This is a genomic window from Stenotrophomonas chelatiphaga (assembly GCF_032054965.1).
Taxonomy (GTDB): domain Bacteria; phylum Pseudomonadota; class Gammaproteobacteria; order Xanthomonadales; family Xanthomonadaceae; genus Stenotrophomonas; species Stenotrophomonas chelatiphaga.
The window spans coordinates 59,214-73,486 of the sequence record NZ_DAMBRS010000017.1; the positions used below are offsets into that span (position 1 = coordinate 59,214).

The 14,273-nt window shown below is 66.6% G+C and carries 15 protein-coding genes; 13 read left to right on the top strand and 2 right to left on the bottom strand.

Annotated elements, in window-relative coordinates; all coding sequences use genetic code 11:
• Positions 1–1,875: DNA topoisomerase IV subunit B (parE, locus tag RTX79_RS16750; protein WP_312684893.1), on the bottom strand; the 1,875-nt coding region annotated here is incomplete at its 3' end.
• Between the two features lie 163 nt (positions 1,876–2,038).
• Here parE and RTX79_RS16755 point away from each other — a divergent pair.
• From RTX79_RS16755 to truD, 9 genes are all read left to right on the top strand, one after another.
• On the top strand, positions 2,039–2,275 hold the full coding sequence (locus tag RTX79_RS16755) for a hypothetical protein (protein WP_312684895.1): 237 nt from the start codon (positions 2,039–2,041) through the stop codon (positions 2,273–2,275).
• Between the two features lie 353 nt (positions 2,276–2,628).
• Positions 2,629–4,293 (top strand): CTP synthase, encoded by a 1,665-nt coding sequence (locus RTX79_RS16760; RefSeq protein ID WP_057508311.1) that lies wholly within the window; start codon positions 2,629–2,631, stop codon positions 4,291–4,293.
• Between the two features lie 93 nt (positions 4,294–4,386).
• Positions 4,387–5,217 (top strand): 3-deoxy-8-phosphooctulonate synthase, encoded by an 831-nt coding sequence (gene kdsA, locus RTX79_RS16765; protein ID WP_312684897.1) that lies wholly within the window; start codon positions 4,387–4,389, stop codon positions 5,215–5,217.
• On the top strand, positions 5,214–5,567 hold the full coding sequence (locus RTX79_RS16770) for a hypothetical protein (protein ID WP_083491984.1): 354 nt from the start codon (positions 5,214–5,216) through the stop codon (positions 5,565–5,567). The genes kdsA and RTX79_RS16770 overlap by 4 nt, the downstream gene beginning before the upstream one ends.
• A 126-nt stretch (positions 5,568–5,693) precedes the next feature.
• Positions 5,694–6,986 (top strand): phosphopyruvate hydratase, encoded by a 1,293-nt coding sequence (eno, locus tag RTX79_RS16775; RefSeq protein ID WP_057508313.1) that lies wholly within the window; start codon positions 5,694–5,696, stop codon positions 6,984–6,986.
• Positions 6,987–6,990: 4 nt separating this feature from the next.
• On the top strand, positions 6,991–7,341 hold the full coding sequence (ftsB, locus tag RTX79_RS16780; RefSeq protein ID WP_057508314.1) for a cell division protein FtsB: 351 nt from the start codon (positions 6,991–6,993) through the stop codon (positions 7,339–7,341).
• Positions 7,338–8,036, top strand: a complete 699-nt coding sequence (ispD, locus tag RTX79_RS16785; protein WP_123699379.1) for a 2-C-methyl-D-erythritol 4-phosphate cytidylyltransferase — start codon at positions 7,338–7,340, stop codon at positions 8,034–8,036. The genes ftsB and ispD overlap by 4 nt, the downstream gene beginning before the upstream one ends.
• Positions 8,037–8,070: 34 nt before the next feature.
• Complete coding sequence (gene ispF, locus RTX79_RS16790) at positions 8,071–8,568, top strand: 2-C-methyl-D-erythritol 2,4-cyclodiphosphate synthase (RefSeq protein WP_057508316.1); 498 nt, start codon at positions 8,071–8,073, stop codon at positions 8,566–8,568.
• Positions 8,565–9,596: a tRNA pseudouridine(13) synthase TruD gene (truD, locus tag RTX79_RS16795; RefSeq protein ID WP_312684905.1), complete on the top strand. Its 1,032-nt coding sequence runs from the start codon at positions 8,565–8,567 to the stop codon at positions 9,594–9,596. Before ispF ends, truD begins: the two co-directional genes overlap by 4 nt.
• Positions 9,597–10,267: 671 nt before the next feature.
• Here the strand turns inward: truD and RTX79_RS16800 are convergent.
• Complete coding sequence (locus RTX79_RS16800; protein ID WP_312684908.1) at positions 10,268–10,807, bottom strand: Smr/MutS family protein; 540 nt, start codon at positions 10,805–10,807, stop codon at positions 10,268–10,270.
• 194 nt (positions 10,808–11,001) lie between these two features.
• On the opposite strand from RTX79_RS16800, the gene surE reads away from it, so the two are divergent.
• Genes surE through RTX79_RS16820 form a run of 4 tightly spaced genes read left to right on the top strand, consistent with a single transcriptional unit; the run spans position 11,002 to position 13,871 of the window.
• Complete coding sequence (gene surE / locus RTX79_RS16805; RefSeq protein WP_123699572.1) at positions 11,002–11,781, top strand: 5'/3'-nucleotidase SurE; 780 nt, start codon at positions 11,002–11,004, stop codon at positions 11,779–11,781.
• The gene (locus RTX79_RS16810) at positions 11,778–12,455 is read left to right on the top strand and encodes a protein-L-isoaspartate(D-aspartate) O-methyltransferase (RefSeq protein ID WP_057508319.1); all 678 of its coding nucleotides are present in this window, start codon (positions 11,778–11,780) and stop codon (positions 12,453–12,455) included. Before surE ends, RTX79_RS16810 begins: the two co-directional genes overlap by 4 nt.
• 22 nt (positions 12,456–12,477) lie before the next feature.
• A complete protein-coding gene (locus RTX79_RS16815; RefSeq protein WP_057508320.1) occupies positions 12,478–13,092 on the top strand; it encodes a YqaA family protein in 615 nt (204 codons plus the stop codon).
• The gene (locus RTX79_RS16820) at positions 13,089–13,871 is read left to right on the top strand and encodes a peptidoglycan DD-metalloendopeptidase family protein (protein WP_312684911.1); all 783 of its coding nucleotides are present in this window, start codon (positions 13,089–13,091) and stop codon (positions 13,869–13,871) included. Before RTX79_RS16815 ends, RTX79_RS16820 begins: the two co-directional genes overlap by 4 nt.
• Positions 13,872–14,273: the final 402 nt, after the last annotated feature.

Genomic DNA, 14,273 nt, shown 5'->3' on the forward strand with positions numbered 1-14,273 from the left:
CGCCAGGTCGCCCTTGGTCTCCAGCCACCCCTTCCGATCACTGGCACGCTTCTTCGCCAGCAGCATGTCCATCAGCGAATGGGTCTGCTCGCCATCATCGATGGTCAGCTGGACCAGCCGGCGCGTATCGGGATGGATGGTCGATTCGCGCAGCTGCGGCGGGTTCATCTCGCCCAGGCCCTTGAAGCGGGTCACGCTGATCGCGCCCTTGATCTTCTCGCGCTCGATCTTGTCCAGCATGGTGCGCTTTTCTTCTTCATCCAGCGCGTAGAACACCTGCTTGCCCACGTCGATGCGGAACAGCGGCGGCATCGCCACGAACACATGGCCGGCATCCACCAGCGCCGGGAAGTGCTTCAGGAACAGCGCGGTGAGCAGGGTGGCGATGTGCAGGCCGTCCGAATCGGCGTCGGCCAGGATCACCACCTTGCCGTAGCGCAGGCCGCTGATGTCTTCCTTGCCCGGATCGCAACCGATGGCGATGGCCAGGTTGTGCACTTCTTCGGAAGCCAGCACGCTGTTGGAGGAGACCTCCCAGGTGTTCAGGATCTTGCCGCGCAGCGGCATGATGGCCTGGAAGTCCTTGTCGCGGGCCTGCTTGGCGCTGCCGCCGGCCGAGTCACCTTCCACCAGGAACAGCTCGGTGCGGGACAGGTCCTGGCTGATGCAGTCGGCCAGCTTGCCGGGCAGGGCGGGGCCCTGGGTGACCTTCTTGCGCACCACCAGTTTTTCGGTCTTCAGGCGCGCGCTGGCGCGTTCGATCGCCAGTTGCGCGATGCGCTCGCCGATTTCCACGTTCTGGTTCAGCAGCAGGCTGAAGGCATCGTGCGCGGCGCCTTCGACGAAACCGGCGGCCTGGCGCGAAGACAGGCGTTCCTTGGTCTGCCCGCTGAACTGCGGGTCGGTCATCTTGATCGACAGCACGAAGGCGACCCGGTCCCAGACGTCTTCCGGGGCCAGCTTGACGCCGCGCGGCAGCAGGTTGCGGAAGTCGCAGAACTCGCGCAGCGCCTCGGTCAGGCCGGTACGCAGGCCGTTGACGTGGGTGCCGTGCTGGGCGGTGGGGATCAGGTTGACGTAGCTTTCCTGCACCAGCTCGCCTTCGGGCATCCACGCGACGGCCCAGTCGGCGATCTCGTTTTCCTTCTTGACGTGGCCGACGAACAGGTTGCCCGGCAGCATTTCCCGCTCGCCGAGTTCCAGCTTCAGGTAGTCGCGCAGACCGTCCTCGTAATGCCAGGTGTCCACTTCGCCGGTGGCTTCGTCGGTCAGCTTGACCGTCAGCCCCGGGCACAGCACGGCCTTGGCGCGCAGCAGGTGCTTGAGCGCGCGCACCGCGAACTTGGGCGTGTCGAAGTACTTCGGATCCGGCCAGAAGCGCAGGCGGGTGCCGGTATTCTTCTTGCCCACGCTGCCGACCACTTCCAGCGGCGAAGCGAGATCGCCATTGCGGAAGGTGATGCGGTGCTCGGCGCCTTCGCGCTTGATGTGCAGTTCCACCAGGGTGGACAGCGCGTTGACCACGCTGACGCCCACGCCATGCAGGCCGCCGGAGAAGGTGTAGTTGTTGTTGTTGAACTTGCCGCCTGCATGCAGGCGGGTCAGGATCAGTTCCACGCCGGGGATCTTCTCTTCCGGGTGGATGTCCACCGGCATGCCGCGGCCGTCATCGCTGACTTCCACGCTGCCATCCTTGTACAGGGTGATCTCGATGGAACGGGCGTGGCCGGCCAGCGCTTCGTCCACCGAGTTGTCGATCACTTCCTGCGCCAGGTGGTTCGGGCGGGTGGTGTCGGTGTACATGCCGGGGCGGCGCTTGACCGGGTCAAGGCCGGACAGGACTTCGATATCGGCGGCGTTATAGCGGGTGTTCATCTATGTTTCAAAGCGTTGGAGCGACGCGCAAGTGTGCGGTCTGGGCAGGGATTTTGCACGCCTGCGGTTCATCTGGCGGGGCGGCAGGGGGGCTAAAATGGCCGCAGCTGGGAAAGTGACCCCAGCGCCCCCATTTTCGAGTCGTTACCGCGAGGAGGACTCCATGAAGAAGCTGCTTACCATTGCCATCGTTGCCGCTGCCGTGGTCGCCGTACCGCTGGCGCTGGCCCAGAACGCCGGTCAGCCGGCGCCGCAGCAGGGCGACCAGGCCAATCCGGCGCAGGCCGAAGCCGATGCCAAGGCCAAGCGCCGCGCACAGGCCAATGCCGAGCTGAAGGCCAGCGGCCAGCAGGTCCCGCAGCGCGAGGAAGAAGAGGAGGAAGCCCGCAAGAAGCGCTGATCTGCCGCGCTTGCGTGCCCGGGCCCCGGTTCTGCCGGGGCCTTCTTTTTGCCCGGTTGTCGGCTGCCCCTTGGGCTTGGGGCCTTCAATCTGTAAACTATCGCTTTCCGGGAGTAGTGCGTGTCCACCATCAGCGATTGGACTGGCAAGGCCATGCGTGGCAGCCAGCAAGGCTGGGCGCAGGTGACGGTCTCCACGACCGGCACGGCCAAGCTGACCTCGCTCGCTGGCCACCGCCTCAGCTCCCCCCTCGCTGCCTCGGCGAGTCGCAAATCCCCCTTTCTGCCTACCCCCCGCCCGTTGGGCCGGAGGGGCGTGGCCGTTTCCCAATTCAATACAGGATGCTTGCAGCCATGACTCCCTTGATTTTCGTAACCGGCGGCGTGGTGTCCTCGCTCGGCAAAGGCATTGCCGCCGCGTCTTTGGCCGCCATCCTCGAAGCCCGTGGCCTGAAGGTCACGATGATGAAGCTCGATCCGTACATCAACGTCGACCCGGGCACCATGAGCCCGTTCCAGCACGGTGAGGTGTATGTCACCGATGACGGTGCCGAGACCGACCTGGACCTGGGTCATTACGAGCGTTTCGTGCGCACCCGCCTGAGCCGCAAGAACTCGGTCACCACCGGGCGCATCTACGAGAACGTGATCCGCAAGGAGCGCCGCGGCGACTACCTCGGCGCCACCGTGCAGGTCATCCCGCACATCACCGATGAGATCCGCCGCTGCATCGACGAAGCCACCGAAGGGTTCGACGTGGCGCTGGTGGAAATCGGCGGCACCGTCGGCGACATCGAGTCGCTGCCGTTCCTGGAGGCCATCCGTCAGGTGCGCACCGAACGCGGCCCGGAAAAGGCGTTGTTCATGCACCTCACGCTGGTGCCCTACATCAGCGCCGCCGGCGAGCTGAAGACCAAGCCGACCCAGCATTCGGTCAAGGAACTGCGTTCGATCGGCATCCAGCCGGATGTGCTGCTGTGCCGTTCCGAGCAGGCGGTACCGGATTCGGAGCGCCGCAAGATCGCCCAGTTCACCAACGTTTCCGAGCGCGCGGTGATCAGCGTGCCGGACGTGGACGTGCTGTACAGCATCCCGATGGGCCTGCATGCGCAGGGCCTGGATGACATCGTGGTGAACCAGTTCAAGCTGGCCGACAAGGCCGGCCCGGTCGACCTGTCGATGTGGGAAGACGCGGTGGATGCCACGCTCAACCCGCTCGATGCGGTCACCATCGCGGTGGTCGGCAAGTACGTGGACCACCAGGATGCGTACAAGTCGGTGGGCGAGGCGCTCAAGCACGGCGGCCTGCGCCAGCGCACCAAGGTCACCCTGAAGTGGCTGGAAGCGCAGGAGCTGGAAGGCAGCGACATGGCCGCCCTGGCCGATGTCGATGGCATCCTGGTGCCTGGCGGCTTCGGCGACCGCGGCTTCGAAGGCAAGGTGCTGACCTCGCAGTACGCCCGCGAGCACAAGGTGCCTTACTTCGGCATCTGCTACGGCATGCAGGCCGCGGTGGTGGACTATGCCCGCCACGTGCTCGGCCTTGAAGGGGCCAACAGCACCGAGAACGACCGCCAGTCGCCGGACCCGGTGATCGGCCTGATCACCGAATGGCGCACCGCCAGCGGCGACGTGGAAAAGCGTGACGACAAGAGCGACCTCGGCGGCACGATGCGCCTGGGCCTGCAGGAGCAGCGCCTGAAGCCGGGCACGCTGGCCCGCGAGCTGTACGGCAAGGACGTGGTCGAAGAGCGCCACCGTCATCGTTACGAGTTCAACAACCGCTACCGCACCCAGCTGGAAGATGCCGGCCTGGTGATCGCCGGCAAGTCGATGGATGACACGCTGGTGGAAGTGGTCGAACTGCCGCGCAGCGCACACCCGTGGTTCCTGGCCTGCCAGGCGCACCCGGAATTCCTGTCCACCCCGCGCGCCGGCCACCCGCTGTTCATCGGCTTCATCCGTGCCGCGCGCGAGCGCAAGGCCGCGGGCCAGCCGTTGGCCGAAGCCCACGCCTGACTTGCAGTGGGGGCATGCAGCCCCCATGTTCCGCGCTTGAACCCCTGATGCCTGCCGGCACGCGCCGGCGCCGCGCCACAACAAGGAAACGCCATGAAACTGTGTGGATTCGAGGTCGGGCTGGACCAGCCCCTGTTCCTGATCGCCGGCCCCTGCGTGATCGAGTCGATGCAGCTGCAGCTCGACGTCGCCGGTCGCCTGAAGGAAATCACCAACCGGCTCGGGGTGAACTTCATCTTCAAGTCCAGCTTCGACAAGGCCAACCGCACCTCCGGCACCGCCTTCCGCGGTCCGGGCCTGGAAGAAGGCCTGAAGGTGCTGGCCGAAGTGAAGAAGCAGATCGGCGTGCCGGTGCTGACCGACGTGCATGAGTACACGCCGATGGACGAAGTGGCTTCGGTGGTGGATGTGCTGCAGACGCCGGCGTTCCTGGTCCGGCAGACCGATTTCATCAAGAAGGTGTGTGCCGCCGGCAAGCCGGTGAACATCAAGAAGGGCCAGTTCCTGTCCCCGTGGGACATGAAGCCGGTGGTGGAAAAAGCCAAGTCGACCGGCAACGAGCAGATCATGGTCTGCGAGCGCGGCGCCAGCTTCGGCTACAACAACCTGGTCAGCGACATGCGCTCGCTGTCGGTGATGCGCGATACCGGCTGCCCGGTGGTGTTCGATGCCACCCATTCGGTACAGCTGCCGGGCGGGCAGGGCACCAGCTCCGGTGGCCAGCGCGAGTTCGTGCCGGTGCTGTCGCGCGCTGCGGTCGCCGTCGGGGTGTCCGGCCTGTTTGCCGAGACCCATCCGGACCCGTCCAAGGCGCTGTCCGATGGCCCGAACGCCTGGCCGCTGGACCGCATGGAAGAACTGCTGGAGACCCTGATGGAGCTCGATGCGGTGACCAAGAAGCACGGTTTCTCGCGCTTCGCATGAGTCTTGACCCGTGGGCGGCGCTCGCTGTGCGCCGCCAGCGGCGGCAGTGGCGGCACTGGCCATGGGGCTGGATGGCGTTCGGCCTGTCCTTGGCGGCGTGGGCCAGCGTGTTCATGCTGGCCTTCCTGGTGCTTGCCAGTGTCGGCATGCCCGGCGATGGCAACCACGCCATGCGGGCGACCCGCATTCCCCTGCTGATCACCCTGTCCTTCGGCGCGCTGGTGACCGTCGGCTGCCTGGTGGCCAGCATGCTGTCGCTGCGCCTGCCGCAACGGCCGGCCGCAGGCATCGCTTCGCTTGCGCTGCTGGCCTTGCTGGTGGCCTGCCTGCTGGTGCCGCGCCTGTTCTAGACACCCCGCTGCGGGCGTGTCGGCACGGGATTCAGCCGCCGATTTGGCAATGGGCGGCCGTGCGGGGATAATCACGCGGCATTCGTTTTTGTCGCCTTCCTCTACAGACAGGTAACCGGCCAGCCCATGAGTACGATCCGCAGCATCCACGCCCGTGAAATCCTCGACAGCCGTGGCAATCCCACGCTGGAAGCCGACGTCATCCTGGAGGACGGTTCGTTCGGTCGTGCCGCCGTGCCCTCCGGCGCCTCGACCGGCACCAAGGAAGCGGTGGAGCTGCGTGACGGCGACAAGACCCGTTACCTGGGCAAGGGCGTGCGCAAGGCCGTGGAGAACATCAACGGCGCCATCGCCGGTGCGCTGGCCGGCTTCGATGCCACCGACCAGGAAGGCCTTGACCGCCGCCTGATCGACCTCGATGGCACCGAGAACAAGGGGCGCCTGGGCGCCAACGCGCTGCTGGGTGTTTCGATGGCCGCCGCGCATGCCGCAGCCGCATCGAACAAGCAGGCGCTGTGGCAGTACCTGGCCGGCAAGACCGGCGTGTCCCCGTCGCTGCCGGTGCCGATGATGAACATCATCAACGGCGGTGCGCACGCGGACAACAACGTGGACTTCCAGGAGTTCATGGTGCTGCCGGTGGGCTTCAGCTCGTTCTCCGAAAGCCTGCGCGCCGGTACCGAAATCTTCCATTCGCTGAAGTCCGTGCTGAAGGGCCATGGCCTGAGCACCGCCGTGGGTGACGAAGGCGGCTTCGCGCCGGACTTCCGCAGCAACGTCGAAGCGCTGGACACCATCCTGGAAGCGATCGGCAAGGCCGGCTACACCGCCGGTGACGACGTGCTGCTGGGGCTGGACGTGGCCTCCAGCGAGTTCTACGAGAACGGAAAGTACAACCTGGTCGGCGAGAACAAGCGCCTGACCTCCGAGCAGTTCGTCGACTTCCTCGCCGACTGGTCGAACCAGTACCCGATCATCACCATCGAAGACGGCCTGGCCGAGAACGACTGGGCCGGCTGGAAGCTGCTGACCGACCGCATCGGCAAGAAGGTGCAGCTGGTCGGCGACGATCTGTTCGTCACCAACCCGAAGATCTTCAAGGAAGGCATTGATTCGGGCACCGCCAACGCGATCCTGATCAAGGTCAACCAGATCGGCACCCTGAGCGAAACGCTGGAAGCGATCGCCATGGCCGACCGTGCCGGTTACGCCGCCATCGTGTCGCACCGTTCCGGTGAGACCGAAGACACCACCATCGCAGACATCGCCGTTGCCACCACCGCGACCCAGATCAAGACCGGTTCGCTGTGCCGCAGCGATCGCGTGGCCAAGTACAACCAGCTGCTGCGCATCGAAGAAGCGTTGGGTGCCGGCGCGCGCTACGCCGGTCGTGATGCCTTCGTTTCGTTGAAGCGCTGATCCCATGCGCAACTGGCGGTGGGCGCTGTTGGCCTTGGCCCTGCTGCTGGCATGGTTGCAGTACCGTTTCTGGTTCGGCCCGGGCAACTCAGGCGAAGTGATGACCCTGGAAGCCCAGGTCGAGCACCAGAACCGTGACAACGATGGCCTGCAGCAGCGCAACGATGCGCTGGCTGCGGAAGTGCAGGACCTCAAAGAGGGGCAGGCCGCCATCGAAGAGCGTGCACGCAGCGAGCTGGGCATGATCAAGCCCGGCGAGAAGTTCTACCGCGTCGTCGAAGATGCGCCGGTCGCGCCGGTGCAGGCGCCTTCGGCCGGCCCGGTGCCGACCGATCACCCGGCGGACGTGCCATGAGCGCGGCGATCTGGGTGATCGTACCGGCCGCCGGTCGTGGCAGCCGTTTCGGTGCCCCGGTACCGAAACAGTACCTGCAGGCGGGCGGGCAGACGCTGCTGGCGCATACGCTGGATGCGCTGCTGGTGCATCCGGCCGTGGCCGGGGCGATGGTGGTCATCAGTGCCGACGACGTCGATTGGCCGGGCTGGACCGAATGGTCCGGCAAGCCCGTGCTGACCTGCCACGGCGGCGACACGCGTGCGGCGTCGGTGCTGGCCGGGCTGCTTGCATTGCCCGACAGCGTGCGCGCCGATGAGTTCGTGCTGGTGCATGATGCAGCGCGGCCCAACCTGGCCCTTGCCGATCTCAGCCGGTTGCTGGAAGTGGGCCGCGCCGACCCGGTTGGCGCGATCCTGGCCGCCCCGGTGCGCGACACGCTGAAACGTGCCGGCGACGATGGTGGCATCGACGGGACCGAGCCGCGCGCGCGGCTGTGGCGGGCACTGACACCGCAGCTGTTCCGTCGCCATCAGTTGGCACGTGCGCTGACCGATGCGGCGGCGTCCGGCATCGAGGTCACCGACGATGCCATGGCCATGGAATGCCAGGGCCAGCGTCCGCTGCTGGTGGAGGGCAGCGAAGACAACTTCAAGGTCACCACGCCGGCGGACCTGGATCGCTTCGAATTCGTACTTTCACGTCGCGCCGGATGATCCTCGCGCGCGCTGCACCGCAAAGGCTGTTCCGATGACCACGCTTCCATTCCCGCCTGTCCGCATCGGCCAGGGTTACGACGTCCATGCCTTCGGCCCGGGCGACCACATCATGCTGGGGGGCGTGCGCGTAGCGCATACCGCCGGCGTGCTGGCGCACAGCGATGGCGATGTGATCCTGCATGCGCTGTGCGATGCGATGCTCGGCGCGCTGGCGCTGGGCGATATCGGCCAGCACTTCCCGCCCAGCGATGACCGCTGGAAGGACGCCGACAGCAGCGATTTCCTGATCCATTGCGACGTGCTGCTGCGTTCGCGCGGCTGGCGGGTCGGCAATACCGACATCACCGTGATCTGCGAACGTCCCAAGGTCGGGCCGCATGCGGCGGCCATGCGCGAACGCATCGCCGAGCTGCTGCAGCTGCCGCTGGATGCGGTCAGCATCAAGGCGACCACGTCGGAGAAGCTGGGCTTCACCGGTCGCGAGGAAGGCATCGCCGCGCAGGCCATCGTGCTGCTGGTGGCGGCATGACGCCGTTGCCGCTGGCCTTTGGCGGGCCGCTGTTCGCGCGTGCGCTGATCCGCAGCACGCCCGATGATTTCCAGGTCGATGAACTGCCATCCTTCGAGCCCACTGGCGAAGGCGAGCACCTGCTGCTGGAGATCCGCAAGCGCGGCGCCAACACGGTGCACGTGGCCAAGCTGCTGGCGCAGTGGGCCGGCCTGCCGGAGATGGCGGTGAGCTTCGCCGGCATGAAGGATCGGCACGCGGTCACGACCCAGCGCTTCAGCGTGCACCTGCCCAAGCGCGTGGCGCCGGACCTGGCCCTGCTGGACAGCGACGAAGTGCACGTGGTGTCCTCGACCTGGCACAACCGCAAGCTGCAGCGCGGCGCGCTGGCCGGCAACCGCTTCAAGCTGGTGCTGCGCGACGTGGACGGTGATGCCGCGGCGATCGACGCACGCCTGCAGCAGATCGCCGAACGCGGCATTCCCAACTGGTTCGGCGAACAGCGCTTCGGCCGCGATGGTGGCAACGTGCCGGCGGCGCTGGCGATGTTCGGCGGCCGCCGCATGCGCAAGGACCAGCGTTCGCTGCTGCTGTCGGCCGCGCGCTCTGCGCTGTTCAACCGCGTGCTGGCCGCGCGCGTGGAGCAGGGCAGCTGGGACCAGCCGATCGACGGCGAGGTATGGATGCTGGATGGCAGCCGCAGCGTGTTCGGCCCGGAGCCGTGGAGCGAGGTGCTGGCCGAGCGCCTGGCGCGTTTCGACATCCATCCCAGTGGCCCGTTGTGGGGTGTCGGCGACCTGCGCAGCAGCGATGCCGCGCGCGCGCTGGAGCTGGGTGCGATCGACGACGAGCAGTCACAGGCACTGCGTGCCGGGCTGGAGGCCGAAGGCCTGAAGCACGAACGCCGTTCGCTGCGTCTGCGTCCGGCGCTGCTGCAGCACAACTGGCTGCAGGAGGGCGTGCTGGAACTGTCCTTCGCGCTGCCGCCGGGCTGCTACGCCACCGCCGTGCTGCACGAGCTCGGACCGGTCACCGACGCGTCCCATTAGAAAAGGTGGGCCGGGTGCGCGCACCTGGCCCACAGCCATGGGCCTGTTCGGATCAGCAGCCGCCCACCCGCAGGTATCCATCACAGTTGTGCAGACTCGCAACGTCCGCGTCGGCAACCGTTATGTCGCTGTACTGGGTTTTGCCATCCCTTGTCTTGCAGTTGCCCTGCACGAAGCAAGCGCGAGGACGACCCCATGCATCCAGTGAGCAGGTGGCTTTCGCGGGCGAACTCCGCGCGGCCGCATCGCAGTTCGGGGTGGTGCCGCGCGGCATCAGCGCGGACCCGTCCGTGGAGCTGCCGTGGACGGTGGGTGCCCATAGGGCGGAGACGAGAACAAGCGTTGTCAAAACGCACGTACCGGCATTCATGTTGATCTCCTGGCTGGATGGAAGCGGGGCCGGGAATCGCAGTGCGCATCCGGCCCCGTACGCATCACAGCACCGGCCCAGGCGTTTCGGCCCAGTTTTTCTGGGGCGCCGCCCTTGTCAGCGCGAATCCGCTGTGCAGCTCACAATTTGCGTGCTCGGGCGATCGAGATGGCAGATGGATATGAGGCCTGATCACGGGTTGTCTGGACATCGCCATGCGCGCCGTGAGCGGGAAACGTCACTCCTCACGGCCCCAGGCGGTGTCCCTGACGCAGCGTCGCGGAAGTGGGCAGGTGGCCGATCAGCTACGGGCCAGCAGCACCAGCACCGCGCCGGTGCCTCCCTGCGCGCTGGGAGCGGAGTGGAAGGCCAGCACGTCGTTGCGCAGGCGCAGGTGGCGGTCGACCAGGTTCTTCAACACCGGCGCGCCGCCATCGGACTGCAGGCCCTTGCCGTGGATGATGCGCACGCAGCCATGTTCGTGGTCATGCGCTTCCAGCAGGAACTGGCGCAGCAGCTGTTCGGCCTGGGTGGCGGTGGCGCCATGCAGGTCCAGTTCGTCCTGGACCGAGTACTGGCCCTTCTTCAGGCGCTGGAACATCCGCGGGGGCAGGTTGTCGCGGCGGTAGCTGAGCGCATCACCGGCATCCAGCGGGGGGCCGGCGCGCAGCAGCCGGGCGAACTCCCCCATGGCTTCCTGTTCATCGCGTTCAGCCATCCGGGCGCGTGGGCGCGGCTTGGGCGCGGACGGCGTCGGGCCGCTGCCTTTTCGCAGCGGGGTGACCTGCCCGATGGCCGAGCGGAACAGCTCGGCGGGATCTTCGTCATGCGGATGCGACATGGGGACAGGTTAACGCATGCCGCCGCCGTCATGAGGATGCTCAATGACCCATGGCAGGGTAGGCCCTGCGACCGGCATGCGGCACAATACAAGACGCACTTGCGAGGTCGCCGCCGCCGGGGGAGCGCCGTGACCACGTCCATGTCAGCAGTGATGGAAGCGAAGTCTTGAACGATCATGTGGTGAAAACGCAGATGCGGGTCCTGGTCAGCAATGACGATGGTGTCGATGCGCCGGGCATCGCCATGCTGGCGACGGTCCTGCGCCAGGCCGGGCACGACGTCACCGTGGTCGCCCCCGACCGTGACCGCTCCGGCGCCAGCAACTCGCTGACCCTGGACCTGCCGATCCGCCTGAAGCGGCTGGATCCGCACACCGTGTCGGTGGCCGGCACCCCGACCGACTGCGTGCACCTGGCATTGACCGGACTGCTGGACCAGGAACCGGACATCGTGGTGTCGGGCATCAACAACGTCGCCAATCTGGGCGACGACGTGATTTATTCGGGTACCGTGTCGGCGGCGATGGAAGGGCGGCATCTCGGCCTGCCTGCCGTGGCGGTATCGCTGGTCAGCCACAACCATGAGCCGAAGCATTTCCAGACCGCCGCGCGCGCGGCGGTGGAGATCGTGGCGCAGCTGAAGGCCGATCCGCTGCCTGCCGACACGATCCTCAACGTCAACGTGCCCGACCTGCCCTGGAACGAGGTCAAGGGATTCGAAGTGACCCGGCTGGGCAACCGCCACCGCGCCGAAGGCTGCATCGCGCAGAAGGACCCGCGCGGCAATGCGGTCTACTGGATCGGCCCGGCAGGGCGCGAACAGGATTCCGGCCCGGGCACGGATTTCCATGCGGTGCGTACCGGTTTCATTTCCATCACCCCGATCCAGGTCGACCTGACCCGCTACCAGGCGCTGGAAAAGGTCGCCAGCTGGGTCGGTGGGTTGAGCGCCGCACTGGGCCGTCCGGCATGACCGCGCGACTGCGACTGCAGCCCGAAGCGGTGGGCATCGGCATGACTTCCCAGCGCGTGCGTGATCGCCTGGTCGAGCGCCTGCGCGAGGCCGGCATCGTCGATGAGGCCACCCTCAACGCCATCCGCGTGGTGCCACGTCATCTGTTCATTGATGAAGCGCTGGCCTCGCGGGCCTACGAAGACACCGCCCTGCCGATCGGGCATGGCCAGACCATTTCCCAACCCTGGGTCGTCGCGCGCATGACCGAGGCGATCCTGCAGGTTGCGCCGAAGACCGTGCTCGAAGTGGGTACCGGTTCGGGTTACCAGGCGGCCGTGCTGGCCGCGGTCGGCCTGGAGGTGTTCACCGTCGAGCGCATCGGCGACCTGCTGCGACAGGCGCGCAAGCGGTTCCGTTCGCTGGCCATGAACATCCGCACCAAGCATGACGATGGCCGCGCGGGCTGGCCGGAACATGGGCCCTACGACGCCATCGTAGTCACCGCCGCAGCGCCGGCGCTGGTGGATGTGTTGATCGATCAGCTGGCGGTGGGCGGCCGACTGGTCGCGCCGGTCGGTGGGCCGGGCGCGCAGTCGCTGGTGCAGCTGGACCGCCTGCCCGATGGCAGCATCACGCAGTCCGTGTTGGCGCCGGTCACCTTCGTCCCATTGCTGTCTGGCATGCTGGACTGATTTTTCACGGAGCAGGGCATTCATGAAGATTTTCGGGCCGCTGTACGAGCGCGCATTGAAGTGGGCCAACCATGAGCGGGCACCGACCTACCTGACGGTGCTGAGCTTCATCGAAGCGATCATTTTCCCGGTAATGCCGGAGGTGATGCTGGCCCCGATGTGCGTGGCCCAGCCCAAGCGCGGCTGGTGGTTCGCCACCCTCAGCCTGGCCGGTTCGATGGTGGGTGCGGTGGTCGGCTATGCGCTGGGCCATTTCGCTTTCGAGGCGGTCAAGCCGCTGCTGGACACCATGGGCATGCTGCCGGGCATCGAGCGCGGCATCGCGATCGTGCAGGCCAAGATGGCCGAGTCGCCGTGGGCGGTGTTCACCTTCCTGGTGCTGGGCGGCTTCATGCCGATCCCGATGAAGGTCTTCACATGGGCGTCGGGTATCGTCGGGGTACCGATGCCGCAGTATCTGCTGAGCATGCTGATCGGGCGTGGCAAGCGCGTGTTCGTGCTGGCTGCGGTGATCCGCATCGGTGGACCGCGCGCCGAGGCGGCGCTGCGTCGCTGGATTGAACCGCTGGGCTGGATCGCCACCGCGATGGTGGTGGTGCTGGTTGCCTGGCTTGTATGGAGGTCGAAGTTCGCATGAGTGCTGATCGTTTCAACAGGGGGCTGCGCCTGGGCGCGCTGGCCATCACGCTGTCCGCGTTGACCGCCTGCGGTACCGCCACCGTGGTGCGCCCCTCCGGCTCCGGTGGCGGTGGGGCATCGGCCACGCCGAAGGCATCCATCGCCCAGCCGGGCAAGACGGTGCGCGTGCAGAAGGGCGATACGGTCTATGCGCTGGCGCGCATCCACAGCATCACGCCGGCCGATCTGATCGCCTGGAACAACCTGTCCAATCCGTCGACGATCTACCCCGGCCAGGTAATCCGCCTGTATCCGCAGGGTGCGGGTGGCAGCCGGGTGCCGACCACCGTGGTCACCGCGCCGCGCGCGTCCGGTGGCAGCACGACCACGACGACCCCGGCTGCGACCACGCCGCCGGTGCGCAGCAGCATCAACTGGCGCTGGCCGGCCGATGGGGCGGTGGTGGGCCGGTTCGTGGCCGGTGAGACGACCAAGCAGGGCGTGGATATCGCCGGCACCAGCGGCCAGGCCGTCAAGGCGGCCGCCGACGGTGTGGTGGTGTATTCAGGCGCGGGCCTGGTGGGCTATGGCGAGCTGATCATCGTCAAGCACAACGAGCAGTGGCTGTCGGCTTACGGCCATAACCGCAAGCGCCTGATGAACGAAGGCCAGAGCGTGAAGGCCGGCCAGCAGATTGCCGAAATGGGCCGGACCGGCGCGAACCGGGACATGCTGCATTTCGAGATCCGCTACAACGGCAAGCCGGTAGACCCGCAGCAGTACCTGCCGGCACGGTAACGGTTACCGCTGAGAGCGTGGCTGCCGTGGTGTCTGTCTGTTTGGCGGGTGGCGGTAGGCTAGACGGGACACGCCTTGAATCCGTCCTTGGAGGCTCGTCGCCGCATCCATGCGGCTCTAACGGTCCCGCCTAGCCCACCGCCACCCGCCTTCGACACGGTCGCCTCGGCGGGGGGAGAAAAAAGCAAAGCAAAAGCAAAGCGTCACAGCCGATCGTTGGATCGGCTGTCTGCTTTTGCTTTTGCTTTTCTATTTTTCCCCCGGCCACCGGGGATTGTCGGGGGGGGCGGGGTAGGGGGCGTTGGCAGGACCGTCTTTTCGCATGGATGCGAAAAGCGAGCCCCCAGGGTGAAGTGACCCCCGGGAGTTGGACAGCTGATCCAACCTCCGAGGGTTACATGA